The sequence below is a fragment of the Novosphingobium pokkalii genome (genome assembly GCF_014652855.1).
Lineage (GTDB): Bacteria > Pseudomonadota > Alphaproteobacteria > Sphingomonadales > Sphingomonadaceae > Novosphingobium > Novosphingobium pokkalii.
This window is the reverse complement of the sequence record NZ_BMZP01000001.1, coordinates 312,575-337,835: the sequence shown is the minus strand read 5'-3', so window position 1 is coordinate 337,835 and position 25,261 is coordinate 312,575. Positions and strand designations below refer to the sequence as shown.

Genomic DNA, 25,261 nt, shown 5'->3' with positions numbered 1-25,261 from the left:
GCCACAAGCCAAGGAGAGCCAGAAAGTTCAACTTGGGCAGTAGAGATTAAAACGGTGCGTGGTCGATGTGCGGCAGCACATAACGCGCAAACAGATCAGCCTCGCGCGCGTGGGGATAGCCCGACAGGACAAAGGCATCGATACCCGCCGCGCGATAGGCATTGAGCTTGGCCAGCACTTGATCGGGATCCCCGACGATCGCTGCGCCACAGCCCGAGCGAGCGCGGCCGATGCCGGTCCACAGGTTGTCTTCGACATAGCCATCGCTGGCCGAGGCTTCGCGCAGCGCGGCCTGGGCCTGGACGCCTACCGATTGGGAATCGAGCGACTTGGCGCGGATCGCGGCGCCTTGTGCCGCATCGAGCTTGCTCAGCAGGCGATCAGCAGCGGCGCGCGCCTCGCTTTCCGTTTCGCGCACGACGACATGGACGCGATAGCCGCAGCGGATCGTGCGGCCGTGCCGGGCGGCGCGCGCGCGCATGTCTGCCACGATGTCCTTCACCGCGTCCATGCGATCGGGCCACATCAGGTAGACATCGCAGCCCTTCGCGGCAGTTTCGCGCGCCGGTTCGGACAGGCCGCCGAAATAGAGCGCCGGGACGCGCGGCGCCTGTTGCAGCATGCGCGGCGCATCGAGCTTCAGGTTCCAGAAGCGGCCCTGGTGATCGAGCGGTTGGCCGGCCAGCAGCGTACGCAGAATGGCGATCGCCTCGTCCGTGCGTTCATAGCGGGCCGCGCCGTCGAGCGTTTCGCCCGGCAGGTCGCTGGAAATGATGTTGACCGTCAGCCGGCCGCCCAGGATCTGGTCGATCGTGGCGATCTGGCGCGCCAGTTGCGCCGGCCACAGCTCGCCCACGCGCACTGCCATCAACAGCTTGATGCGGCGAACCTGCGCGGCGATGGCGGCGGCAAAGGCCGTGGTATCGATGCCCAGCGCATAGCCCGAAGGCAGCAGGACATTGTCGAACCCGCCTTCCTCGGCGCCGAGCACGATGTTGCGGCAATGCTCCCAACTGGATTGCAGCTTGGGATCGGGCTGGCCCAGATATTCATAGTCGTCGTCGCAAAGCGCCGAGAACCAACTGATTTCGCAGGGTTTCAAAGTCACGGCATCGGTTCTCCGCGCGAGGCTGCGAGCACCGCGTACCATTCCCCGCGCGTCCATTCGACCTTGAACGCATCGCGCAGGGCCGCAATGCGGCGCGGTTGCTGCGAGCCGACGATAGGCACGATCCGCGCGGGATGCGCCATGATCCAGCTCAAGGCAGCCGCACTGGCGTCGGTGCCATAAGCAGCGCCCTGCTGCGCCAGAAGCGCGCCGACCGGGTGCGCCGGATCGGTGAGCCGCCCACCGCCCAGCGGCGACCAGGCCAGGACCGCCATGTCGCGTTCCATTGCCTGGTCGAGCGTGCCGTCATAGAGCGGGGCAAACCGCGCAGCCGAATATTCCGGCTGGGTGGAGACCAGCGGGAAGGGCAGGAACGCCTGCAAGGCCGAGACTTCAGCGGGGCTGTAATTCGACACGCCGATCTGGCGCACCTTGCCGGCCTCGACCATCTCGATCAGAGCCTCGGCCACTTCACGCGGATGGGTGAGGAAGTCGCGGCGATGGATCTGGTAGAGATCGACGGACGGCAGCCCCAGCCGTTCGAGCGAGGCGTCGATCGCGCTGCGCAGATAGTCCAGCGTCGAATCATAGGGCTTGCCCAGCCAGATGCCGCCCTTGGTGGCGATCACCATCCGCTCGCGCCAGTGCGGATTGGCAGCGAGCGCCTTGCCGAACAGGGCCTCCGCCCCGCCAAACCCGATCGGCGCGTCACAGCCGTAGATGTCGGCGGTGTCGAACAGGGTAACGCCTGCGTCCAGCGCGGCTTCGACGCGATCGGCAATGGCGCCCAGATCGTCGTTGCCATCCGGGCTGGCCAGCCGCCACATGCCCCAGGCGATCGGGAAAACAGCAAGTCCGCTCTTGCCGAGCGCGACGGGTTCGGTCTTTAGGCTGAGGTTCGTCATGGACGTGCCATGGCACAAGGAGCTGGGTGATGGTAGAGAAACTGCGATATGGGCTGGTCGGCACCGGCATGATGGGGGTGGAACATATCCACAATATCAAGCTGCTGCCCGATGCCGAAATCGTTGCCATCGCCGATCCGGAAGCGACCTCGATCGAATGGGCGCGGGCGGCGCTGGGCGAGCAGGCGGCCCGCGTTGCCGTCCATGCCGATGCAGCGAGTCTGATCGCCGCTGGCGGTCTCGACGCCGTGGTCGTCGCCTCTCCCAATTTCACCCACCGCGCGGTGCTGGAGCCGCTGCTGACCAGCGACGTGGCGATCCTGTGCGAAAAGCCGTTGTGCACCACGATGGCCGATGCCCGCTGGGTGGTGGAGCAGGCCGCCGCGCGCCGCGCCCCGTTCTGGACCGGCATGGAATACCGCTTCATGCCGCCCGCCGCCGCCTTTATCGACGCCATCCACGGCGGGCAGGTGGGCGCCTTGCAGATGCTTTCGATCCGCGAGCATCGCTTCCCGTTCCTGGTCAAAGTGCGCGACTGGAACCGCTTTTCGGCCAAGACCGGCGGCACCATGGTGGAAAAGTGCTGCCACTTCTTCGACCTGATGCGCCTGATCACGCAAAGCGAGCCGGTGCGTGTCTATTGCTCGGGTGCGATGGACGTGAACCACGTAGACGAGCGCTATGACGGCACGCGTCCCGACATCATCGACAACAGCTTCACGACCGTGGATTTCGCCAATGGCACCCGCGCGATGCTGGACTTGTGCATGTTTGCCGAAGGGGCCGAGCATCAGGAAGAGATGAGCGCGACGGGCAACAAGGGCCGTCTCGACGTGCTGATCCCGCCGGGCGATCTGGTGTGGTCGCCGCGCGTGCCCTGGCCGGGGCCCAAGGCCGTGGAGCGCCGTCACGTTGCCGTGGATGAAACTGCCCTGGCGGCCGGGTCACACCATGGGTCGACCTATTATCAGCACGAGGCCTTTGCCCGCGCCGTACGCGGCGATGGGGATGTGCTGGTCACCGCACACGACGGCCTGATGGCAGTGGCCATCGGCACGGCGGCCGAAATCAGTGCGCGAGAACACCGTGTGGTGGAGATCGCCGAAGTTCTTGGCTGAGCCCGCCATGCCCGGGTGGCGGCCACATGCTGCCACCCGGATCAGCGTCGGTCAGTTGGCGGCGCCGCGCCGCATGTGCTTGCCGCCGTAGCGCTGGCCCAGATACGCCGAGAGTCGGCGGAGATAGCCCACGGCTTCAGTGGCGCTGCCATTGTTGCAGGGCAGGGGATTGCGGCTGGTGCCGGTGGCGCGACGCTCCACCTTTTCGCAGAGCAGTTCGATGTCGCTGCGGGTCAGCAGGTTCTTTTCCCGCAGCACGCACAAAAGCGACTCCAGGATGATCAGGCTTTCCTCGCCCGCATCGGTGACGCCTTCCCGCACGCTGTCGCTCATCGCCAGACCTCTTCCAAACTATGTTATGCAGAACATACTATTGAGGTCTGGCGCTTTGGCAAGAGCCTCAATCGAGCCCGCCACCTAGCGTTCGGTAGAGGGTGACAAGGTTGTTGGCGCGGTTGAGGCGGGTGGTGATCAACTGCTGTTCGGCCGAATAGGCACTGCGCTGCGAATCGAGCGCGGTAAGAAACGAATCCACGCCCGCCCGGAAGCGCGCGTCAGACAGCATTGCCGCCTGCTGCGCGGCAGTCACCCGCGCGGTTTGCGCTGCGAGCTGCTCGTCGATCGTGCCGCGCTGGGCCAGCGCGTCCGCAACTTCACGGAATGCGGTCTGGATCGTCTTCTGGTATGTCGCCACCGCAGCGTCCCGCTCTGCCTTGGCATAGGCCAGGTTGGCCTGGTTCTTCCCGAAGTTGAACAGCGGCAGGCTGGCCGACGGGGAAACGGTGTAAGTGCCCGTGCCACTCGAAAAGAGGTTGCTCAGCGTCGAACTGATCGTGCCGATCGTGGCCGTGAGCGAGATGGTCGGGAAGAACGCCGCGCGCGCTGCGCCGATATTGGCGTTCTGGGCGATGAGCTGGTGTTCGGCCTGGAGCACGTCCGGCCGTCGCAGCAGGACGTCGGACGGCAGGTTGCCAGGCAGGGCGTCCAGCGTGGGCGTCTGCGCCCCCAGGCCCTGCGGTTGCAGGGCTTCGGGCACGGGCGCCCCGGTCAGCAGTTGCAGCGCGTTGAGATCTTGCGCCACTTCGGTCTGGAGCACAGCAATATCGTTGCGCGCCGATTGATAGCTGGTTTCCGCCTGCTGCATTTCCAGTGCGGAAGCGGTGCCGATGCGAAACTGGGCCTTGGTCAGGTCCAGGGTCTGGGCATAGGTCTTGAGCGTGCGTTCCGAGGTGGCCAACTGGTCACGATCAGACGCCAGCGTCAGCCAGGCAGCGGCGATTTCGCCGATCAGCGTCACGCGGGTGGCGCGGCGCCCTTCCTCGCTGGCCAGGTACTGCTCCTGGGCGGCCTTGGTCAGGTTGCGCACGCGGCCGAACAGGTCGATCTCGAACGACGACAGACCGACATTGCCGGTGAAATACTGGATATCGGCAACACCCCCGCTGGCCGCGCCGCCGGCACTCGCAGCAAACGAGGCGGTGTTGGTGTAAGTGCCCGAACCGCTCGCCGAAATCGCCGGGAACAGGTCCGCGCGCTGCGCCCTGTACTGGGCACGGGCGGCCTGCACGTTGGCCACCGCCAGGCGCAGGTCCTGGTTGTTGGCCAGCCCAAGTTCGATCACCTGCCGCAGGCGGTCGTCGCGGAAGAATTCGCGCCAGCCGATGCGGGCAAGATCCTGGGTCTGGGCAGCATCCGCCGCCGGGTAGACGCCTTGGCCCTGGGGCAGGGCGGGGGGCACGGCCGCAGCCGGCCGGGCATAGCGCGGCGCCATGTTGCACCCCGACAGCAGCAGGGCGGGCAGCACGGCCGCCAGCATGGTTTGGGATTTGGTCACGAGTCTCAAGCTCCCTGGGGCGCGGAGGCGCCCTCATCGTCTTGGGTAAGGGGGCGATCGGCCTGCTTGCGCGCCACGAAGAGGTTGTAGACCACCACGAAGAACATCGGCACCAGGAAGATGGCAAGCACGGTGGCCGAGAGCATCCCGCCCACCACGGCACGGCCGATGGCGTTCTGGCCGCCGGCACCTGCGCCGCTGGCCACGGCCAGAGGCAGCACGCCGAACACGAAGGCCAGGCTGGTCATCAGGATCGGGCGCAGGCGCAGGCGCGCGGCACTCACCGCCGCTTCAAACACGCCCATGCCATCCCTTATGCGTTCCTCGGCGAATTCGACGATCAGGATCGCGTTCTTGGCCGAGACGCCGATCGTGGTGATCAGGCCCACCTGGAGGTAGATGTCGTTGTTGAGGCGGGTCAGCGTCGCCGCCAGCAGCGCGCCGATTACCCCCAGCGGAACGACCATGATCACCGACAACGGCACCGACCAGCTTTCATAAAGCGCGGCAAGGCACAGGAACACGATCAGCAACGACAGGCCGTAGAGCGCTGGCGCCTGGCCCCCGGACAGGCGTTCTTCATAGGAGAGGCCCGTCCATTCCAGCGCGGTGCCGGGCGGCAGCTTGGCATGGATCGCTTCCATCGCGGCCATGGCCGCGCCGGTGGACACCCCTGGCGCCGGTGCGCCCAGGATTTCCATGGCGGGCAGGCCATTGTAGCGGGTAAGCTGCACCGGGCCCTTTTCCCACGAGATCGTGGAGAAGGCGCTGAAAGGTGTCATGCTGCCATTGCTCGATCGCACGAACAGCTTTTCCAGGTCCTCGGGCGCCATGCGATCGGCCGCGTCCGCCTGGACGTAGACCCGCTTCACACGGCCACGATCGACGAAGTCGTTGACATAGCTGCCACCCCACGCGGTGGCGATCGTGCTGTTGATGGTCGCGATGTCGAGACCGAGCGCGCCGGCCTTGTCCTGGTCCACCGTCACCTTGAGCTGTGGCGCATCATCGAGCGAGTTGGGCCGAACCCCGACCATGCTCTTGTCCTGCATTGCCATGCCCAGCATCATGTTGCGGATCTGTAGCAACCGGGCATGTCCCAAGCCTGCCTGGTCCACCAGTTGCAGGTCGAACCCGGTGGCGTTGCCCAGTTCCTGCACGGCGGGGGGCGTAATCGCGAAGATCAGCCCGTCGCGATAGGCGGCAAAGGCCCCCATGGCGCGCCCGGCGATCGATTGGGCGCTGTTGGCGCTGCCCGAGCGATCGCTCCATGGCTTGAGTGGGATGAACGCCAGGCCGCTGTTCTGTCCCGAGCCGGCAAAGCTGAAGCCATTGACCGTGAAGACACCGGCAACGTTGCCGCTTTCCTGGCCGAGGAAATGCTCGCGGATTGCGGTCAGCCCTTTTTCGGTGCGCGCGGCGGTGGAGCCGGCGGGACCTTGAACCAGCGCGATCACCACGCCCTGGTCTTCGTCCGGCAGGAAGCCGCCGGGCAGCCGAACGAACAGCAGCGCCAGCCCGCCCACGATCAGGGCATAGATTACCATCGAGCGCTTCCAGTTGCGCACGGTGGAGCGTACGCCCTTCTCGTAACGCTGCTGGCCGGCATCGAACTTGGCGTTGAACCACCGGAAGAAGCGGGCCAGCGGGCCGTTGCTTTCCTGGTCCTGGGGCTGGTGCGGCTTGAGAATAGTGGCGCAAAGTGCAGGCGTCAGCACCAGGGCGACGAGCACGGAAAGCGCCATGGCCGAGACGATGGTGATGGAAAACTGGCGATAGATCACCCCGGTCGATCCGCCGAAGAAGGCCATCGGCAGGAAAACCGCCGCCAGCACCATGGCGATGCCGACCAGCGCGCCGGAAATCTCGTTCATCGATTTGCGGGCAGCGTCGATGGGACTGAGGTGCTCGGTCACGATCAGGCGCTCGACGTTTTCGACCACTACGATGGCATCGTCCACCAACAGGCCGATCGCCAGGACCATCCCGAACAGGGTGAGCGTGTTGATCGAATAGCCCGCAGCCGCCATTACCGCGAATGTGCCCAAGAGCACGACAGGCACGGCGATCGTGGGAATCAGCGTGGCGCGCCAGTTCTGGAGGAACAGGAACATCACAAGGAAAACCAGCACCACCGCCTCGACCAAGGTGTGGACGACCTGCTCCACCGAAAGGCGCACGAAGGGTGTGGTATCGTAGGGGTAGATGACTTTGATGTCGGACGGAAACTGCTTGGAAAGCTCGGTTACACGGGCCTTCACCGCATCAACCGTGTCCAGCGCGTTGGCGCCAGGCGCCAGCTTGATGCCAAGACCGGCGGCGGGCTTGCCGTTCCACTTGGAATCAAAGCCATAGTTTTCGGCCCCGATTTCCACGCGCGCCACGTCGCCCAGGCGCACCACGGCGCCATCGCTGCCCGTCTTGAGACGGATCTTGGCAAACTCGTCGGGAGTCGCCAGGCGCGATTGCACCGCCACAGTCGCGTTGAGCATCTGCGTGCTCGGCGCGGGCAACGCACCGATCTGCCCGGCGGAAACCTGGGCGTTCTGTGCCTGTAGAGCGGCCGTGACATCGGCAACCGACAGGGCATACTGGTTCAGCTTGAGCGGATCGAGCCAGACTCGCATCGCGTACTGCGAACCGAAAATCTGCGTGTCGCCCACGCCCGAAACGCGCGAGAGCGGATCCTGCAACTTGGAAACGATGGTATCGGCAAGGTCCGCGCCGGAGCGCTTTCCGCTTTCAGAGTAGAGGCCGACGAACATCAGGAAGTTCTGCGTGGCCTTGGCCACTTGCAGGCCCTGCTGCTGCACTTCCTGCGGCAGGAGCGGCGTGGCCGCCTGCAACTTGTTCTGCACCTGCACCTGGGCAATGTCGGGGTTGGTGCCCTGCTCGAAGGTGAGGGTGATCGTCACCGTGCCCGCCGAAGAGGAAGAGGACGAGAAATAACGCAGGTGATCCAGCCCCTTCATCTGTTGTTCGATGATCTGGGTGGTGGTCTTTTCAAGCGTTTCGGCGTCCGCACCCGGATAGGTGGCCGTGATCGAGACGGCCGGCGGGGCAATGGCCGGAAACTGGGAGATCGGCAGCGAGCGGATCGCCAGGACGCCCGCCAGCATGAGCACGATCGCGATGACCCATGCGAAGATGGGCCGGTCGATGAAAAAGCGTGCCATCGAGGATTACTTTCCTTGCCCTTGGCCTTGCCCTTGGGCCTGCGCCGGCGCCTGGCCGGCCGCGGCATTGGGGTTCCACGGCTGCGGATTGACCGGCATGCCCGGCTGCAACATCATGCCGCCTTCAACGATGACCTTGTCGCCACTGCGCAAACCGCTGGTGACGATCCACTTGTCGCCTTGCGTGCCGCCGGTCTGCACCTGGCGCGGCTCCACCTTGTTCTGGGCGCCCACTACCATGACGACGGCGTTGCCATGTTCATCGCGGGTCAACGCCTGCTGTGGCACGGCAATCGCGTTTTGAACCGTTCCCTGCACCAGCTTTGCCCTTACGAACATGCCCGGCAGCAACAGACTGCGCGGATTGGGGAACACCGCGCGCAGCACTTGCGATCCGGTCGCCTGGTCCACCGTCACGTCGGTGAACAGCAGGTCGCCTTCCAGGGCATAAGTGCTGCCATCTTCCAGGATCAGCTTGACCTTGGCCTTGCCATCCTTGGTAAGCTGGCCATCGCTGATCTGACGGCGCAATTTCAGCAGGTCTGCGCTCGATTGCGGGATGTCCACATAGACCGGGTCGATGCGCTGGATCGTGGTCAAGGCGGTGGTCTGTGCGGCGGATACCAGCCCGCCGGTGGTGGTCAGCGAGCGGCCGATCCTTCCGCTGATCGGCGCGCGAATGGTGGTACGCGCGAGGTTGATCTGCGCGGTGCGCAGCGCGGCCTGCTGCGCCGCCACGTCGGCGCGGGCCTGACCGGCGCTGGTCACCGCGTTGTCGTAATCCTGCCGCGAGATGGCATTGATCTTGACCAGTTCGCCGTAGCGGCGGGCCTGCGCTTCGCTGGAAGCAATGGCGGCCTGGGCCTTGGCCAAGGCGGCGCGCGCGCTCATCACCTGGGCCTGGTAGGGCGAGGGGTCGATGCGATAGAGCGGCTGCCCGGCACGGACGAAATCGCCCTCGGTAAACAACCGGGCCTGGATCAAGCCATCGACCTGCGGCCTGACGTCAGACGTCTCATAGGCAACGGTACGGCCGGGGAACTCGGCCGTGATCGACAGCGGCTCTTCCCGCACGGCCAGTACCGAAACGGCCGGTGCCGCATTGCCGCCGGGACCGCCAGGACCACCCGCGCCGGGAGGCTGCGATCCGCAAGCCGCAAGAGCAAGAGCCAGCGCCGGGGTGACGTGCCGCAAAAATGTCATGCAAAATCTCGCTGATCAGTGTATGTGAGTGAGCGATCACTCACAAATGCGCTACTGTGTCGGGGGGCCGGTGGTCAAGAAGGAAAAGTTGGGTAGAGAGACGGGCTATGGAATTCGACATGGTGCAAGCCTGCCCCGGGACGGGCGGCAAGGCCGCACAGCGGCGTGAAAAGATCATAGAAGCCGCACGCAAGCTTTTCATCGATAATGGTTTTCATGCGACGGGCGTGGCTCAGATCGCCAAGGAGTCCGGCATCGCGGTGGGGCAGCTCTATCGCGATTTCGCCTCCAAGGAGGAGATAATTGCCGCCATTGCCGCGCAGGATACCAATGAGGTCCTGAACAGTGACGACATCGAGCGCAGCGTGGCGGACCGCGACGAGTCGGCGCTGTGGCGATGGCTTGAGGAATTTTTCAAGCCCGACCCCGAGTGCCCCAGCGTGCTGATTGCCGACATCGTGGTGGAGGCCTCGCGAAACCCCAAGGTCGCCGGGATTTTCGGCGGCTGCCACGATCGCGTGCGCGCCCGCTTGCTCGGCGTGCTCGAAGTGCTGGTGCCGGGCGATGCGATGGTCGCGGCGCGCGATACCATGGCGGACATGACGCTGATGGTCTCGCTGGGCATCTTGCAGCACGACCTCATTCGCGGCCGGGAAGAAGCTTACCATCTCGCCGGTGTTGCATTCGCTTCGCTGCGCGAGCAGATCCTGGCGCTGCGCAACCAGCATGTGGGCGACGGCCATGAACGGGTGGAAAAGGGCGGACTTTGCTCGGTTTGCAGCGGAGCGCTGGCTGACGGCTGAACCCGCGGCGCGGCACCAGGCCAAGTGCCAGGCAGCGGAATGACGCAGGCGGTCGCACTACTGGCGCTGGTCATCCCGCTCTATGTCGGGATGCTGGTGATCATTGGCTGGCGCGCCGATCGCCGCGCAAGCGAGGCGGCGGCGCGCTGGCGTGGCGTGCGCTACGGGCTTTCGCTGGCTACGCTCTGTTCGGCCTGGACTTATTTCGGCGCGGTGGGCGATGCGAGCGAAGGCAGTTGGCTGTTCATCGCCAATGCCATCGGCCCGATTCTGGCGCTCACCTTGCTGGCCCCGGTCTGGCGTCGCATCGCCGTGCTGGCCAAGCAGGAAAACGTTGGCTCGCTGGCCGATTTCCTCGCGGCCCGGTTTGGCAAGAGCCGGGCGCTGGGCATTCTCGCCACACTCGTCGCGACTCTGGCGGCCTTGCCCTACATCTCGCTGCAACTGGTCGTGCTGGCGCATGTCTGGGCCTTTGCGATCGGCGCGACAGGAGCGCCCGACGATGGGCCGAGCGCCCTGATCATGCTGGCTCTGCTGGTGGTGCTGGCCGTGGCATTCGGCGCCCGGCGCCCCAGCCTGACGCAGCATAGCCGGGGCTTTGTCAGCATGATCGCGGTCGAAGCGGTGATCAAGCTCGCGGGCCTCGTTGCTGTTGCCGCCTTGGTCGGTCTGCTGCTGTATCGCGCCGGCGCGGCCGGTGCCCTGGCTGGAGGCGTTGCGGCGCTGATTCCGGCCATGCCCAGTGCAGCCTGGTCGACGTTTGCCACCTTGAGCCTGCTCTGCACGATCACCGCGTTCACGCTGCCCCGCCAGTTCCACCTCGGCTTCGTCACGTTGGAATCACCAGACGACATCGCCGCAGCAAGCCGCGTGGTGCCGGTCTATTTCGGGCTGTGGGTGGCTGCCACACTGCTGATCGCGCTGGGCATCCGCGCGAACCTGGGCATGCCGGGACAAAGCCCTTATCTCCAAATGCTGGCAATTCCCCTGCTGCGAGGCCATTCCGCGGTTGCCGTCCTGGCGCTGCTGGGCGGACTTTCTGCCGGTGGAGCGATGGTCGTGGTGGAACTGACCGCGATTTCCGCCATGGTCTCGAACGAGATTGTGCTCCCGCTCGGGGCGCGCTGGCTGCATGGCCGGCTGGCGGGCAACAACGTCGGCGCCGCAATCGTGCTGGTGCGGCGCGTCACGATCGTGCTCGTGGCCGGGCTGGCCTGGCTCTATTATGGCGGGGTTCGCGGCGTTCAGGGGCCAACGGAACTGGGGCTCACGGCGCTGACCGCCTCGGCGCAACTGGTGCCGCCGCTGATCGGTGGCATCTATTGGCGGCGCGGGCACGCACGCGGTGCCATCGCCGGCGTTTCGGCAGGCATTGCCGTCTGGCTGGTGGCCATCGCCGCGCCCGCGCTGGCGGGCGGGGATGGCCTTGGTCTGGGGCGTGCGCTGTGGCCTGTCGCGCCCCTCCCTTGGGCCAATGCCGCCATCCTGCTCAGCCTGCTGGTCAACACCGCCTGCTTCGTGGCCTTTTCCTGGCGGGCGCAGCCCCGCCTGATCGATGCGATCCAGGCCAACAGCTTTGTCTTGCAGCCCGCCGCGCCCGGTTCGGCCGATCGGCCGGAAATCGGCGCGGACGTGGGCGATCTGCGCCGCCTGCTGGCGCAGTTCCTGGGCGCGCAGGAAGCCGATCGCACGCTTGCCGAGTTTGCACGCCAGGCCCGTCAACCCCCGCCCGACGACAGCCAACCGGTCTCGCCGGCCATGGTCCGCGTGGCCGAGCGCGTGCTGGCGGGCGTGATCGGTGCGCCATCGGCGCGCAACGTGGTGGCCATCGCCATGGCTGCTGGCGGGCGCGATGCGGAAGAGATCGGCCGCATTCTCGACGAGGCGAGCCACGCCGTGCAGTTCAGCCGGGAACTGCTCCAGACCACGCTGGACAGCCTGCCACAGGGCGTCTGCGTGGTGGATGGCGAAAGCCTGCTGGTGGCGTGGAACGCGCGCAGCCTCGACCTGCTTGGCCTGCCGGGCGAAGCCATGGCGGTGGGCCGGCCGCTGGCCGACCTCTTGGCGCAAGGACGGATCGATCACCACGATCCCGCATGGAAACGCTGGCACGGCGCGCGCAAGGGACACGAGGCGGTAAGGGTGGAAACCCGTGCCACGGGCCAGCGAATCCTGGCACTGTCGGGTACGCCGCTGGCCGGCGGGGACTATCTGCTGACCCTGGCCGACGTGACCGAGCTCAAGCAGGCCGAAGCCGTGTTGACACAGGATCGCGCCGCGCTGGAGCAGCGGGTCGACGAACGCACCCGCGCTCTGACTGAGGCCAATATCGCGCTGGAACGGGCCCGCCGCGATGCCGAGCAGGCGACCGGTGCGCAGCGGCGCTTCGTTGCGGCGGCCAGCCACGATCTGGTGCAGCCGATGCATGCGGCGCGGCTGTTCATCGGCAATGCGCTGCTCTCCACTCCCTCGCCCGAGCAGCGCGCGCTGCTGGCCAAGGCGGACCAGGCCGTGGAAGGGGCGCACCGCATGCTCCAGGCGCTGTTGACGCTGTCGCAACTGGAACTGGGCGCCTTGCAGCCACGGCCGCAACCGGTCGACGCAGCAGCGCTCATGCGCGCGCTTGCCGCCGAATTCGAGCCGGTGGCCCGTGCGCGGGGGCTGCAACTGGTGGTCATGCCCACGCGCCTGTGGCTGCACAGCGACCGCGACCTGCTGCGCTCGATCCTGCAAAACCTGCTGGTCAATGCCCTGCGCTACACGCCGCAGGGGCGGGTAGTGATGCTGGCGCGGCGGCGCGGGGACACGGTTCGCCTGGAAGTGCGCGATAGCGGAGTGGGCATTGCCGATGATCAGTTGCCCCAAGCCTTCCGCGAATTCGGCCGCCTGGCGGAAGGGCAGGTGCTGGCGGAAGGAACAGGTCTGGGCCTCTCGATCGTGGCGCGGATTGCGGCGGCGCTCGGCCACAAGGTGGAAGTTGCCTCGCGCAAGGGCGTGGGCAGCGTGTTTGCGGTGATCGCGCCGGCCAGCGCCCCGGCGCCGGTGCGCGTGGCGCCGACGCCGATTCAGGCCGATCTCGCCGGGCTGGCCGTGCTTTGCGTGGACGATGATCCCGACATTCTGCTGGCGGTCGGTGCGCTGATCGAACGCTGGGGTGCGGTGGTGACGCGCTGTGCCAACCTGGCGGAAGTGCCGGCGGGCGGGCATTGGGATGCGGCCGTGGCCGATTACCAGTTGCCCGACGGAAATGGGCTGGATCTGCTGCGCGATCTGGCCGGGCGCTGCCCGCTGCGGATCCTGGTGACGGCCACCCCCGGTGGAGACTGGGCATCGGACCTGCCTGCCGAGGGCATCTGCCTGCTGGCCAAGCCTACCCCGCCGCTGGCATTGCAGGCGCTGCTGGCGCAGCAGGCCCTCTGCCGTCGGGAGGCATGAACCACCCGGCTGCGCATTCCATCGCCCGCGTTCAGTCCCGCGCGAGTGCAAGCAGTTGTGCGCGGGTCTGCACCCCCAGTTTGCGAAAGATGCCGGTGAGGTGATACTTCACGGTCGCTTCGCTCAGCCCCATCTCATAGGCGATCTGCTTGTTCATCAACCCGCGGTGCACGGCTTCCACGATCCGCGCCTGCGCCGGGGTGAGTGGTTCGCGCAAGCCATCTCCCTCGGGCGGCAGGAACCAGGTTTCCCCGGCAAACAGGCTCTCCAGCGCAGCCGACAATTCCTCCACACCGGCCGCCTTGGAAATGAACCCCGCCGCGCCGCAGGCTTGCGCGGTCAGCACCGTATCGCGGTCGTCGGTGGCAGAAACGATCGCCACCATCAGGTCCGGCGCCTGGGCTTTCAGGCCGAGCAGGCCGGCAATGCCGTGGCTGTCGGGCAGCTTGAGATCGAGCAGGACCAGCGTGTCTTGCGTGTCTGCCGCGATGGCCCGCCGTGCCTCGGCCAATGTCTCGAATTGCGCGATGGCCATCTGCGGGTCGATCTGGCGGACCGTTGCCGCCAGCGCTTGGCGGAACAGGGGATGGTCGTCCACCAACAGCACGCGCAGGCGCGGTTTGGAGGCAGGCTCGCCAAGGGGCAGGGGATCATCTTGCATGCTTGTTCCGTGATGCGGCGCCGTGGCGCATGACGCAAGGCGGGCGGACCATCGGCTCGACCTACGTCTAGGCGCTTTTGCCGATGGCGCAAGCTAAGCAGGCGCCAAGGCCGAAAGCGGCCCCGAACAACAAGCTGACACAAGCAGACAAGGGAGTTGATGATGTCCGAACGGGGGAATCTCGCGCTGGCGAGGGCAATGGCGCGCGCCCATGGCCGCAGTGCCGGAAGCCATGCGAGCAGCCTGGCCATCGCCCTTGCCTTGGCCATCAGCGGCGGCGCACCGGCCTTGGCCCAGACACAGCCTCAATCCACCCCGGCCCAAACCACGCCTGCCCAAACCACGCAAACGCAGGACAGCGGCCCGGCCGATATCGTGGTTACCGCGTTCAAGCGGGCCGAAACCTCGCTCAAGGTGCCGGCCGCGATTGCCGTGCTCGGCGGCAACGATTTGCGCACGGTTGGCGTCAATTCGGTCAACGACGTACAGAACCTGGTGCCCGGCGTGGTCATCGGCAATGGCGCATTCGGCACCAACGTGACCATTCGCGGCGTGACCAGCAGCGATCAGACTTCCAAGGGGGAACTGGGCATCGCCTTCAACATCGACGGTGCATTCATCGGGCGCGGCCAGGAACAGGGCGTCGCGTTCTTCGACATCGATCGCGTGGAAGTGCTGCGCGGGCCGCAGGGCACGCTCTATGGCCGCAGTTCCACGGGCGGGGCGATCAATGTGATCACCAAGAAGCCGGTGCTCGATCGCTTCGAAGGCTACGTTCGCGTGGAAGCGGGCAATTACGACACACGCCGGGCCGAAGCCGCGATCAACGTTCCGATCACGCCGGTGCTGGCCGTGCGGCTTGCCGGCAATGTCAACGATCGCGATGGTTTCCTGCGCCCGGTCGATACCACGGTGAGCGGCGCCACGGGCACGACCGCTCTCTCGGCCGCCGGCCAGCCTGCCAAGGGCGACCAGAAGGACCGCACCGGCCGCTTCTCAATCCTGTTCAAGCCCAGCGACGATCTCAGCGCAACGCTGGTGGCAACAGTCGGCCACATCGGCGGGGTCGGTCCGGGTGGCGCGTTGCTGTCCAACCTCAATGCCGGGGGCAGCAAGGCGTTCGAGATCGTGCCCAATCCGATTCCATCGTGGCAGGATCAGAACTTCGCCAATTTCAACGGCCAGTTGACCTCGCGCATGGGGGCGGTGCAACTCGACGTGCTGGGCGCCTACCAGCACTTCAGCGCGCGCAACCAGATCACCGGCAATGCCAACCCCTATGACACGGGCAGCGATAGTGCACCCGGCGTTTTCCTGCTCGACCAGTATACCGGGCGCTTCAACACCACCCAGTTCGAAGCGCGCTTGTCCAACGCCGAACCCGGCGTGGTCGATTATGTGGTCGGCGCCAATTACTATTACGAGAAGATCCACGAAAGCGATCACAACTGGAAAGCCCCGGTCGATACCTGGACCGACACTTCCACCTGGATCACCGCGATCGATCCGGTGAACACCACGACGCACAAGTCCTACGGCGTGTTCGGCCAGGCCACGGTGCACCTGTCCGACAAGATCGGGCTGATCGGCGGCCTGCGCTACAGCAACAACGAGAATGGCCGCGTCGGCACCTTTGCCGTCAACGTCGCCACGGCCGATGATCCCTCGTGCACGTATCCCAACGATTGCATCGGCGGGCCGAACAGCGGTACGGAAAAGGACCACAAGGTGACCTGGAAGGTGGGCCTCAATTACCAGGCCGACCCGGCAAACCTGTTCTATGCCTCGATCGCCACCGGGTTCAAGGCGGGCGGCTTCAACGATTATGATCCGGCCACCGGCAAATCCGTCGTGCCCTATGGCCCGGAATCGATGACCGCCTATGAAATCGGCTACAAGGGGCGGCCGCTGCCCGGCCTGACGTTCACCTCCAGCGCCTATTACTATGATTACGCCAAGGACCAGATCAACGGGCTGGCGTTGTTCGTCGGCTCCGCTGGGGTCACCGGCGTGCTCTATACCCAGCTTGCCCCGGTCGAGATCTATGGCTGGGAAAACGAGGCGCGCTATCAGGTGGATCGCAACACGGCGGTGAGCCTGGGCGTGGCCTATGCCCATTCGCGCATCCGCTCGCTCAAGACCGGCTATCTCGGCTATCTCACCGGGGTGTTCGCCGATTGGGCCGGCTATCGCCTGCCCAACCTGCCTTCGATCACGGTCAACGGCTCGATCACCCACAACGTGGACCTGGCCAACGGCGCGCAAGTGCGCCTGCGCCTGGCCAGTAAGTACAGCAGCAGCTACCTGCTCAGCGACTATGCGAACGCGGTGCAATACCGGCAAAGCCCGTTCACCAGGTCTGATGCCAGCGTGACCTACGCCACCGATGGTGACCAACTGACGGTGCAACTGTTTGTCGAAAACATCGAGAACAAGTTGCAGAAGACCTTCGGCCCCAACGGCTACAACGGTGCCTATGGCGGCTTTACCGGCAGCGTTGCCTCTGCCGAAACCAACGGAACGTCGTTCCCGGTCGGCTCGGTCAATTTCTCCACGTCACTGCCGCGTCTCTACGGCGTGCGCCTCGCCGTGAAATTCTGAACCGGTCATCTGTCGGGCGGGGGCGGCTGCGTGCTGGCCCCGCCCATCTCTTTGCCTTGCAGGATAGACGTTTGCCCATGTCCCCATCCGTTGAATGGTCTCGCCGCGGCATCGCCGTGATGTGGCTCTGTTTCGTGCTCAACATGGTCGACGGGGTGAACGTTTTCGCGCTCACATACGTGGCGCCCGCCTTGCAGCAGCAATTCGGCGTCGGCGCTTCGGCCTTCTCGATTGTGTTCAGTGCTGGACTGGTGGGCATGGCGGCGGGCGGCCTCGGCGTGGCCCCGCTGGCAGATCGTTTTGGGCGCCGGCCGATCGTGCTCATGGCGCTGGCGTTGATGGCCGGGGCGATGATCGCCAGCGCCCTGGCCACCGGCATCTGGACCCTGGCGCTTGCCCGCGTGATCGTGGGCTTGGGCATCGGCACGGTGCTGGCCAGCATCACGGCGCTTTCGGCCGGCTTCGCGCCAGACCGGATGCGCCATGTGGCCACGGGCGTGCCGCAGGCGGGCTATCCCATCGGCGCCACGATCGCCGGGTTCGTGGTCGCGCCCTTGCTGCCGGTTCACGGCTGGCAGGCGGTGTTCGTCGGGGCCGGGCTGGTGAGCCTGGCGCTGATCCCGATTTGCTGGTTTGCCTTGCCAGAGGCGCCGGATCGAGCCGTGGCGAGAGATATGCCAGCCCGTGCGCGCGCTTCGCTCGGCACGGCGTTGGGCGGGGCGCGGCGGCGCAACACGGCGCTGATGTGGCTGTGCACGATCAACGGGTTCATGGCGCTCTACTTCATCGCGAGCTGGATCACCAAATTGGCGATCCAGGCCGGCCTGGCGCCGGGCGATGCGATCGTGGCCAGCGCGATCTACAATGGCGGGGCCTTCGTGGGGACCATTGCGCTCAGCTTCCTGGCCACGCGCTGGGATCTGCGCTGGCTGATGCTTGCCATGCTGTGCGGCGCCAGTGTGCTGTTTCTGGTGTTCGGGGCAGTGGCGATGCCGCTCTGGGTGCTGCTGGTAGTCTGCTTCCTGATCGGGATCACGTTGCAGGGCGGCGTGAACTGCAATTACCCACTCGCCGCCAGCCTCTACCCGGCCGAAGTGCGCGCCACCGGCATCGGCTGGGCCATGGGCGTGGGCCGTGCCGGCGCCCTGCTCGGGCCGGTGATTGGCGGGGCGGCCATGGGGGCTGGGTTGCCGCTGGTGGCAGTTTTCGCGATCTTCTGCGTGCCCATGCTGCTGACCGGGCTTTGCGCTGTAGCGATCCGTCTGGGGTGAAAACCGTTTCCTTGTCACAGAAAGGAATTTCCCGATGTTGAAAACGATCATGCTGGCGCTTGCCGCATGGTTTGCCATGGCCGGCGGTGGCGGCCTGGCCCAGGCCAAGGGCTTGGCGCCGCTGGCACCCGTCGCGCCGGTGGCGGCCTGTGCCGATCTGGCCCGGATCGACCTTTCCGGCGCCACCGGCGCGCCCACCCGGCAAGAGGCAAAGTCGGTGACAGAGGCCGGGGCCAAGCCCTATTGCCAGGTCAGCGGCACGATCGCCCCGGCGATCCGCTTTGAAGTGCGCCTGCCGCTGGACGGCTGGACGCAGCGCTATCTCCAGACCGGTTGCGGCGGCCTGTGCGGCAACCTGCGCATCGATGCCGGCAAGGCCGAAGGCTGCGCGCCGGTGACCGATGGCAGCATCGTGCTCGCCAGCACCGACATGGGCCACCAGGGCATGGACACCGCATGGGGCAACGATCCGCAGAAGCGGCGCGATTTTGCCGAGCGCGGGGTGCATGTCACGGCGCTTGCCGCCAAGGCCCTGATCAAGGCGTTCTATGGCCGCGATCCGCGTTATTCCTATTTCTCCGGCTGTTCCGATGGCGGGCGCGAGGCGCTGATCGAGGCGCAACGCTATCCGCAGGATTTCGATGGCATCGCCGCTGGCGCGCCTGCGCTCAATTTCACCATCCAGAATTCCTTTCACCATGGCTGGCTGGCCAAGGTGAATACCGGGGCCGATGGCAAGCCGGTTCTGCTCGCCGCCGACATGGCGCCGCTGCACAAGGCTGCGCTGGCGGCCTGCGACGGCAATGACGGCCTGGTCGATGGCCAGATCACCGATCCGCGCACGTGCCGGGTCGATCCTGCGGTCACGCTGTGCAAGGGCGCATACCAGCCCGGCAAGTGCCTGACCGCCGCCAAGGTGGAAGCCGCACGGCTGATCTACCAGGGCGCACGCACGGCGCAGGGGCAGCCGCTGGAAGTGGGGCCGCTGCAACCGGGCAGCGAAATGAACTGGATCGGCGTGTTCGTGCCGATGAACGCGGATGGCCCGATCATGAGCGGCATGTTCGCGTCCGACACGATCAATCACCTGCTGTTCACGCCCAATCCCGCCACGCCCTATACCCCGCAGACGTTCCCGTTCACGCTGGACATGGTTGCCCAGGAACAGCCGGCACGAGCACTCTACAATGCCGACAACCCGGACTTGTCCGGTTTTGCGGGCAGGGGCGGCAAGCTGATCCTGTGGCATGGTTGGGGCGATCCGCACATCAGCCCGATCAACACCATCGCCTATTTCGACAAGGTTGGCGAGGCGATGGGCGCGCCCACACGCGACGGCTTCGTGCGGATGTTCCTGTTTCCGGGGATGGGGCACTGTTCGGGCGGCGACGGGCCGAGCGAGTTTCCGCTGCTCCAGGGGCTGATGGCCTGGGTGGAAAGCGGTGAGGCGCCTGCGGTCATGGTCGCCCATCGGGCCAAGCCCACCCACGAGGGCGCACCGCTGCCGGCGGACGGGCCGATGAAGCCGCCACCGGGCGCCACTGGTATGCCCAAGCTGCCGATGATGCCGATGATGCCGCCCCAGCCCACGCTGCCGCCGCGCAGCCGCCCGGTCTTCGCCTATCCGGCCGTGGCGCATTACAAGGGCACCGGCAGCATCGACGAGGCAGCCTCGTTCGAAGCGCGCCCGTGATGTGAACCGACAAGGCCGATTGCGCGCGGTCGCCAAGTGGTGCAACGCTGTTGCCCATGGCAAGACCTTCGCAATCGGCCTCGTCCGGCGCTTCTTCGAGCGCCGCTGGGCGCGCGCCACGCCTGGCGGACATTGCCGCCGCTGCCGGGGTTTCGATCGCGACGGTTTCCCGCGCGCTGGATGATCATCCCGCGATCACGCCCGAAACCAAGCAGCGGGTGCGCGCACTGGCCCTGGCGCAGGGCTATCCCTTGCGTGAAAATGCCGGGCCGCGCGCGCCGCGTGGCCGCCGTCGACGGGCCGCCACCAAAGGCAGCGTGTGCCTCATCATGCCGGTCGCCCTGCCGGCGGGCCGGCCGTTGGCCAATACCTTTGAACTGAACCTGCTGGGCGGCATCGGTGCGGCGATGCGGGATCGCGGACTGGATTTTTCCGTGGCCGCCCAAGCCCCGTATGACGATGCCAGCCTGTTGCGTTTCATGCAGGCCCAGCGCCATGATGGCGTGATCCTGTTTGGCCAGTCACAATATCACCATGGGCTCAACACCCTGGCAGACAGCGGCGTGCCGTTCGTGGTCTGGGGCGTTGCTGCACCGGGGCAGCGCTATTGCTCGGTGGGTAGCGACAACGTGCGATGCGGTTTCACCGCGGCTGAGCATCTGCTGCGGCAGGGGCGGCGCAACCTGGTGTTCCTGGGGCACGCCGCCGCGATTACCACGGCGCAGACCGGCGTGTCGCAACTGGCCGAGCGCATGGCCGGCTTCCGCGCGGCGCTTGCCGCCATCCCCGGTGCTTCGGGCCAGACCGTCGTGCGGCCGTGCAGCGACGGCGCCCAGGCCGGGCGCGATGGCGTGGCCGCGCTGGTTGCTGCCAAGGCCGCGTTTGACGGCATCGTCGCCTCGTCAGACATGGTGGCGCTGGGCGCGATGGAGGCACTGCACGCCGCCGGGCTTCGCGTTCCGCACGACGTCGCCGTGATCGGCTACGACGATTGCGAGATCGCGCAATGGGTCCGGCCGCGGCTCAGCACCATGCGACAGGATCCGATCCTGGCGGGCAACCTGCTCGTGGCGAAGATCCTGCGCGCGATGGATGGCTATGCGATCGAATCCGTGCGCCTGCCGACCGAACTTGTCGTGCGCGAATCCTGCGGCGGCCTGGCGGCTCCGGCCACCAGCGCAAACACGCTCACGGCCAGGTAGGCCAGTGCCGGCACGCCAAAGGCCGCTGCCGGGCCAAGGTGATCGGCCACCCATCCCGCCGCGATCGATACGAGTGCACCGCCGGCCGTGGCCATGCTCGCCAGGCCGGTGACAGCGGCCGGGCGCGCGCTCGCTCGGCGCAGGGTAAGCGCCAGGATAACAGGGAACATGACCGCGTTACACAGCCCGATCGCCAGCGCAGACGCGCCTGCAATGATTCCTGGCGCCGTGGCGGCCAGAACGCAGGCAAGCGTCGCGGCCGCCGCGCATCCGGTCAAGACACGCGCATCGGATCGACCGACCAGCAGCCATCCGCCGCCAAACCGCCCAGCCAGAGCGCCACCCCAATAGACGATGGCGACCCATTGCCCAGCTTGGCCCAGTGGCAGGCCCAGCACTGCCCGATCATGCAGGAACACCACCAGCATGCCGCCCACGGCCCCTTCCGCACCGACATAAAGCGCGATCGCGGCAGCGCCTGCCCAAGCCCAGCGCGAACGCAGCGCCTGCCGCACCGGGGCTACATCCGGTTCGTTCTCCGAGGGCGCTGCGCCGCGCGGCGCACGCCGCAGCGCTACAGCCAGGATCACGGCAGATAGCAGCGCGCAGCCGAGATAGGCCAGGCGTGTGCCATCCGTGAGCCCGGCGGGATTGTCTCGCCCCAGCACGAGCAGGGCCGCCAGTTGCACGCCGCCGAACACGCCGAGAGCGTTGAACCCTTGCGCCAGGGTCATCCGCGCGGTGCGGCGGGCCGGATCGCCCTGCTGGGCCAGCACGGTGTTGCACGCCACCTGCAAGGCCGTGTTGGCCACCGCCACCAGCATCAGCGCGGCAAGGAATGCCGGGAAGCCCCACGCCTTGCCGAGCAGACCAGGCCGCAGCGCCAGCCACGCACCCAGGCTGGCCAGCGTGCTCAACGCCAGGCCGCCGGCCACGGCCTGCCCGGCACCCACGGAGTGGACCAGCCGCGCCAGGGGCAGGGCGGCCACGCCGCACATCACCAGTGCCCCCCATTGCAGCGTCAGGGCTTCCGACAATGACAGCGCAAAGATCACGCGCGCGGCCGGGACCAGGGCCGCCCCCAGCGCGCCGGTCACCCCCATCACGGCAAAGGCGGCAAATGGGACAAGCGCGGATCGGGAAGTGGTCATGGCGCACACGCTGCCGCAGTTGGTCCGCCCACAGAAGAGGGTGCCTGCAATTTGCACGTGCAAACGGAATGAAACCGAATTGCAATCGATTGCCCCTGTGCGCATTGCTGGCGTGCTCACAGCGGCTGGGCGTAACAAGGGCCAAAGCCGCAAGAGCACAGCCTCGCGCCACAAGGCCGGGCATCCATGGGAGAGGGGTATCCGCACATGAACACGCGCATGAAATTGGTCTGTTCCACCGCCGCCGTCGCTTTGCTGTCTGGCGCGCCGGTACGCGCACAGTCCACCGACACCGCCACACCGGCGGCTCTAGCCGATACACCTGCGGAGCCGGCCATCGTCGTCACCGGCATGCGCGCCAGCCTGGAACGCGCGCAAGCGGTCAAGCAGAAGAGCACCTCGGTGGTCGAGGCCCTGGCGGCCGAAGATATCGGCAAGCTGCCGCAATCGAGCGTGGCGGACTCGCTCGGTCGCCTGTCCGGGCTTGCCGGCGAACGGCGCGCGGGCCGCATGAGCGGCATCTCGGTGCGCGGCTTCCGCGAGGATTTCGTCGGCACGACCATGAACGGGCGTGAACTGATCGGCATTGGCGACAACCGCGGCGTCGAATACGATCTCTATCCATCCGAAATCATCGATAGCGCCGTGGTCTACAAGACCCCCAGCGCCGATCTGAGCGCCATGGGCGTGGGCGGCACGGTGGACCTGCGCACGATCCACCCGCTGGAGCACAAGCGCACTCTGGTGGCCAACGGCACGCTTGAAAAGAACGCGATGAAGTCCAAGAATCCCGACTTCAAGGACAGCGGCTATCGCCTCGCCCTGTCGTTTAGCGACAAGTTTGCCGACGACACCATCGGCGTGGCGCTGACCGCCGCGACCACGTCGTCGCCTACGCAGGACCAGTATTTCAGCGTCTGGGGCTATGACAAGGGTGCGATCACCTCTGGCCCCGATGCGGGCAAGTATGCGCCTGCGGGCATCGACATCTCCTCGCGCTCCCGTGTGCTCAAGCGGAACACGCTGGCCGGGGTGATCGAGTTCAAGCCTTCCGATGTGTTCCACGCCACGTTCGATGCGCTCTACATCGATTTTTCCGATCGCGGCATTTCGCGGGGCTTTATCGAGGCGCTGCCGATCGCGGCCGACGGCAGCACGGTGATCAGTTCCAATGCCACGGCCATCACCTCGGCCCGGACCACCGGGTTCAATTCGGTTTTGCGCACCGATCCGCTCGACAAGCGCGGCAAGCTCAAGACCTTCGGCGGCAATCTCAAGTACGAACCGTCGCAGGATTTCCACGTGATGCTCGACGTGTCGCATTCCGAAAGCACCAAGCGCGATACGCGCGCGGAAAGCTATTCCGGGCTCGGCCGCGCAGGCCTGACCACGCAGGGGCCCAACAACCTGCGTACCTACAGCTACTCCGGCAATGGCCTGACCTTTTCCAACAATTCGCAAAGCTTCAACGATTATGACGTGGTGCGCCTCGCCGGGCCGCAATCCTGGGGCGGCAGCCTCTCGCCGATCAGCCAACTCAACCAGAGCGCAGTGATCGGCGCCAGTGGCCAGCCGATCGGCTTTGCCCAGGCACAGGACGGGTTCGTCAATACCGGCATTTTCGACGAAAATCTCAATGCCTTGCGCTTTGAAGTTCAGAAGGACTTCGAGGATTCGCTGGTCACCCACCTCAACATCGGCGTGCGTTGGTCCGATCACAAGAAGTCCAAGGCCAACGAAGGCTATTTCCTTACTGCTCAGACTTATCCGCTCGACGGCGCCATTCCCGAGAGCGCCCGGCGCGGCACGGCCGATGTGAACTGGGCCGGGCTGGGCAACGTGGTAGCCTATGATGCCCTCGCCTTGATCAACAGCAACTTCTACACCCGCTATTCGGCGGCCGAACTGGAACCCGATCGCATGGGCGATACCTATGTGATCCGTGAAAAAGTCTGGCAGCCGTTCGTGAAAGCGGATTTCGAGCACCAGTTTGCGGGCGCGCGGATGTTCGGCAATGTCGGGGTGCAGGGGGTGATCACTCGCCAGCGCGGATCGGGCTACAACTCCGTGGTCGGCGCGAACCAGTTCGTGATCGCCACGCCGATCACCGATGGCGCCAACTATTCCCGCGTCCTGCCCAGCCTCAATCTGAATTTCGATTTCGGCGGTGGACAGACGCTGCGCTTTGCCGCCTCCAAGGTGATCAGCCGGCCACGGATCGATTACCTCAATCCCGGCTCGTCGGTGAAGTTTCGCAACAACGTGGCCAACGTCACCAATCCCGATCCCAGCCTCGGCCCATGGGTTTCCACGTCCGGCAACGCGGAATTGCGCCCCTATGAAGCCAACCAGTTGGACTTGTCCTACGAATACTATTTCGCTGCCGACGGCTTCGTTTCGCTGGCCGGGTTCTACAAGGATCTGGTGAACTGGAACGTCGCCACCACCACGATCCGGGATTTCACGCAGTTCTACATTCCCGGCTATCACCAGGCGGTGAGCAGCGATGGCAGCACGATCTACACTCCCGCCACGTTCAAGGGCCTCAACACGACCTATCGCGGCGGGCTGAAGGGCCAGGTGAAGGGCGTCGAACTGCAATTCAGCCTGCCGCTGCGCCAGTTGACTCCTGCGCTCGATGGCCTGGGCCTGGTCGGCGGCGCAGCCTACACCGATGGTGCGCTCGACGATGGCAGCGCGGTGCCGGGCCTGTCGAAATACGTCTACAAGCTCACTGGCTATTTCGAGAAGAGCGGCTTTTCCGCCCGCGTATCGCTCAACAAGCGCACTGGCTATCTTTCCGAGGATCGCGGCGGCAGCAACACGATCTCGCCGGTCAACCGGGCCGGAGAGACTCTGGTAGACGCGCAAATCGGCTATGATTTCAAGAACACGGGGATCGAATACCTCAAGGGGTTGCGTATCTCGTTGCAGGGCCAGAACCTGACCAACCAGAAGGACGTCTATACCGACTCCGCCAGCGGGCTTGTCACGCGGGTAGAAACGTTCGGTCGCAACGTCTTGCTGAACCTGACGTATTCGTTCTTCTAATCGATCGGGGCGGACGGCTCCGACGGCCCCGGCGGTGATGCGGAAATCG

General features: G+C 65.9%; 16 protein-coding genes. 8 read left to right on the top strand and 8 right to left on the bottom strand.

Going from position 1 to position 25,261, the window contains the following annotated elements:
- Nucleotides 1-46: 46 nt before the first annotated feature.
- Both IE191_RS01505 and IE191_RS01500 read right to left on the bottom strand, forming a co-directional pair.
- Nucleotides 47-1,150: an LLM class flavin-dependent oxidoreductase gene (locus IE191_RS01505; RefSeq protein ID WP_191322562.1), complete on the bottom strand. Its 1,104-nt coding sequence runs from the start codon at nt 1,148-1,150 to the stop codon at nt 47-49.
- Nucleotides 1,105-2,013: an aldo/keto reductase gene (locus IE191_RS01500; RefSeq protein ID WP_191322561.1), complete on the bottom strand. Its 909-nt coding sequence runs from the start codon at nt 2,011-2,013 to the stop codon at nt 1,105-1,107. Before IE191_RS01500 ends, IE191_RS01505 begins: the two co-directional genes overlap by 46 nt.
- Before the next feature lie 29 nt (nt 2,014-2,042).
- On the opposite strand from IE191_RS01500, the gene IE191_RS01495 reads away from it, so the two are divergent.
- Nucleotides 2,043-3,131: a Gfo/Idh/MocA family protein gene (locus tag IE191_RS01495; RefSeq protein WP_191322560.1), complete on the top strand. Its 1,089-nt coding sequence runs from the start codon at nt 2,043-2,045 to the stop codon at nt 3,129-3,131.
- A 51-nt stretch (nt 3,132-3,182) separates the two neighbouring features.
- Here the strand turns inward: IE191_RS01495 and IE191_RS01490 are convergent, their stop codons facing one another.
- The 4 genes from IE191_RS01490 to IE191_RS01475 form a co-directional block, all read right to left on the bottom strand.
- A complete protein-coding gene (locus IE191_RS01490) occupies nt 3,183-3,464 on the bottom strand; it encodes a hypothetical protein (RefSeq protein WP_191322559.1) in 282 nt (93 codons plus the stop codon).
- Nucleotides 3,465-3,531: 67 nt separating this feature from the next.
- A complete protein-coding gene (locus IE191_RS01485) occupies nt 3,532-4,965 on the bottom strand; it encodes an efflux transporter outer membrane subunit (RefSeq protein ID WP_308432863.1) in 1,434 nt (477 codons plus the stop codon).
- Between the two features lie 5 nt (nt 4,966-4,970).
- A complete protein-coding gene (locus tag IE191_RS01480; RefSeq protein ID WP_191322558.1) occupies nt 4,971-8,141 on the bottom strand; it encodes an efflux RND transporter permease subunit in 3,171 nt (1,056 codons plus the stop codon).
- 6 nt (nt 8,142-8,147) lie between these two features.
- Nucleotides 8,148-9,344, bottom strand: coding sequence for an efflux RND transporter periplasmic adaptor subunit (locus IE191_RS01475; protein WP_191322557.1), 1,197 nt, complete (start codon nt 9,342-9,344; stop codon nt 8,148-8,150).
- A 107-nt stretch (nt 9,345-9,451) separates the two neighbouring features.
- On the opposite strand from IE191_RS01475, the gene IE191_RS01470 reads away from it, so the two are divergent.
- The gene (locus IE191_RS01470) at nt 9,452-10,147 is read left to right on the top strand and encodes a TetR/AcrR family transcriptional regulator (protein WP_191322556.1); all 696 of its coding nucleotides are present in this window, start codon (nt 9,452-9,454) and stop codon (nt 10,145-10,147) included.
- A 39-nt stretch (nt 10,148-10,186) separates the two neighbouring features.
- The gene (locus tag IE191_RS01465; RefSeq protein ID WP_191322555.1) at nt 10,187-13,582 is read left to right on the top strand and encodes an ATP-binding protein; all 3,396 of its coding nucleotides are present in this window, start codon (nt 10,187-10,189) and stop codon (nt 13,580-13,582) included.
- Between the two features lie 31 nt (nt 13,583-13,613).
- Here IE191_RS01465 and IE191_RS01460 read toward each other — a convergent pair whose 3' ends face one another.
- Entirely contained in the window at nt 13,614-14,243 is a 630-nt protein-coding gene (locus IE191_RS01460; RefSeq protein WP_191322554.1) for a response regulator transcription factor, read from the bottom strand.
- Nucleotides 14,244-14,405: 162 nt separating this feature from the next.
- Between IE191_RS01460 and IE191_RS01455 the strand changes: the two genes are divergently transcribed.
- The 4 genes from IE191_RS01455 (at nt 14,406) to IE191_RS01440 (ending at nt 21,010) form a co-directional block, all read left to right on the top strand.
- Nucleotides 14,406-16,844: a TonB-dependent receptor gene (locus tag IE191_RS01455; RefSeq protein WP_191322553.1), complete on the top strand. Its 2,439-nt coding sequence runs from the start codon at nt 14,406-14,408 to the stop codon at nt 16,842-16,844.
- Nucleotides 16,845-16,921: 77 nt separating this feature from the next.
- Nucleotides 16,922-18,115, top strand: coding sequence for an MFS transporter (locus tag IE191_RS01450; RefSeq protein ID WP_191322552.1), 1,194 nt, complete (start codon nt 16,922-16,924; stop codon nt 18,113-18,115).
- 34 nt (nt 18,116-18,149) lie between these two features.
- A complete protein-coding gene (locus IE191_RS01445) occupies nt 18,150-19,808 on the top strand; it encodes a tannase/feruloyl esterase family alpha/beta hydrolase (protein ID WP_191322551.1) in 1,659 nt (552 codons plus the stop codon).
- Between the two features lie 56 nt (nt 19,809-19,864).
- Nucleotides 19,865-21,010 carry a LacI family DNA-binding transcriptional regulator gene (locus tag IE191_RS01440; protein WP_191322550.1) on the top strand — a complete coding sequence of 382 codons (1,146 nt, stop codon included), beginning with the start codon at nt 19,865-19,867 and terminating at the stop codon, nt 21,008-21,010.
- On the opposite strand, the gene IE191_RS01435 is transcribed toward IE191_RS01440, so the two are convergent.
- Nucleotides 20,905-22,161 (bottom strand): MFS transporter, encoded by a 1,257-nt coding sequence (locus tag IE191_RS01435; protein ID WP_191322549.1) that lies wholly within the window; start codon nt 22,159-22,161, stop codon nt 20,905-20,907. The two genes, IE191_RS01440 and IE191_RS01435, sit on opposite strands and share 106 nt — an antisense overlap.
- Nucleotides 22,162-22,368: 207 nt before the next feature.
- On the opposite strand from IE191_RS01435, the gene IE191_RS01430 reads away from it, so the two are divergent.
- Nucleotides 22,369-25,212 (top strand): TonB-dependent receptor, encoded by a 2,844-nt coding sequence (locus IE191_RS01430; protein WP_191322548.1) that lies wholly within the window; start codon nt 22,369-22,371, stop codon nt 25,210-25,212.
- Nucleotides 25,213-25,261: the final 49 nt, after the last annotated feature.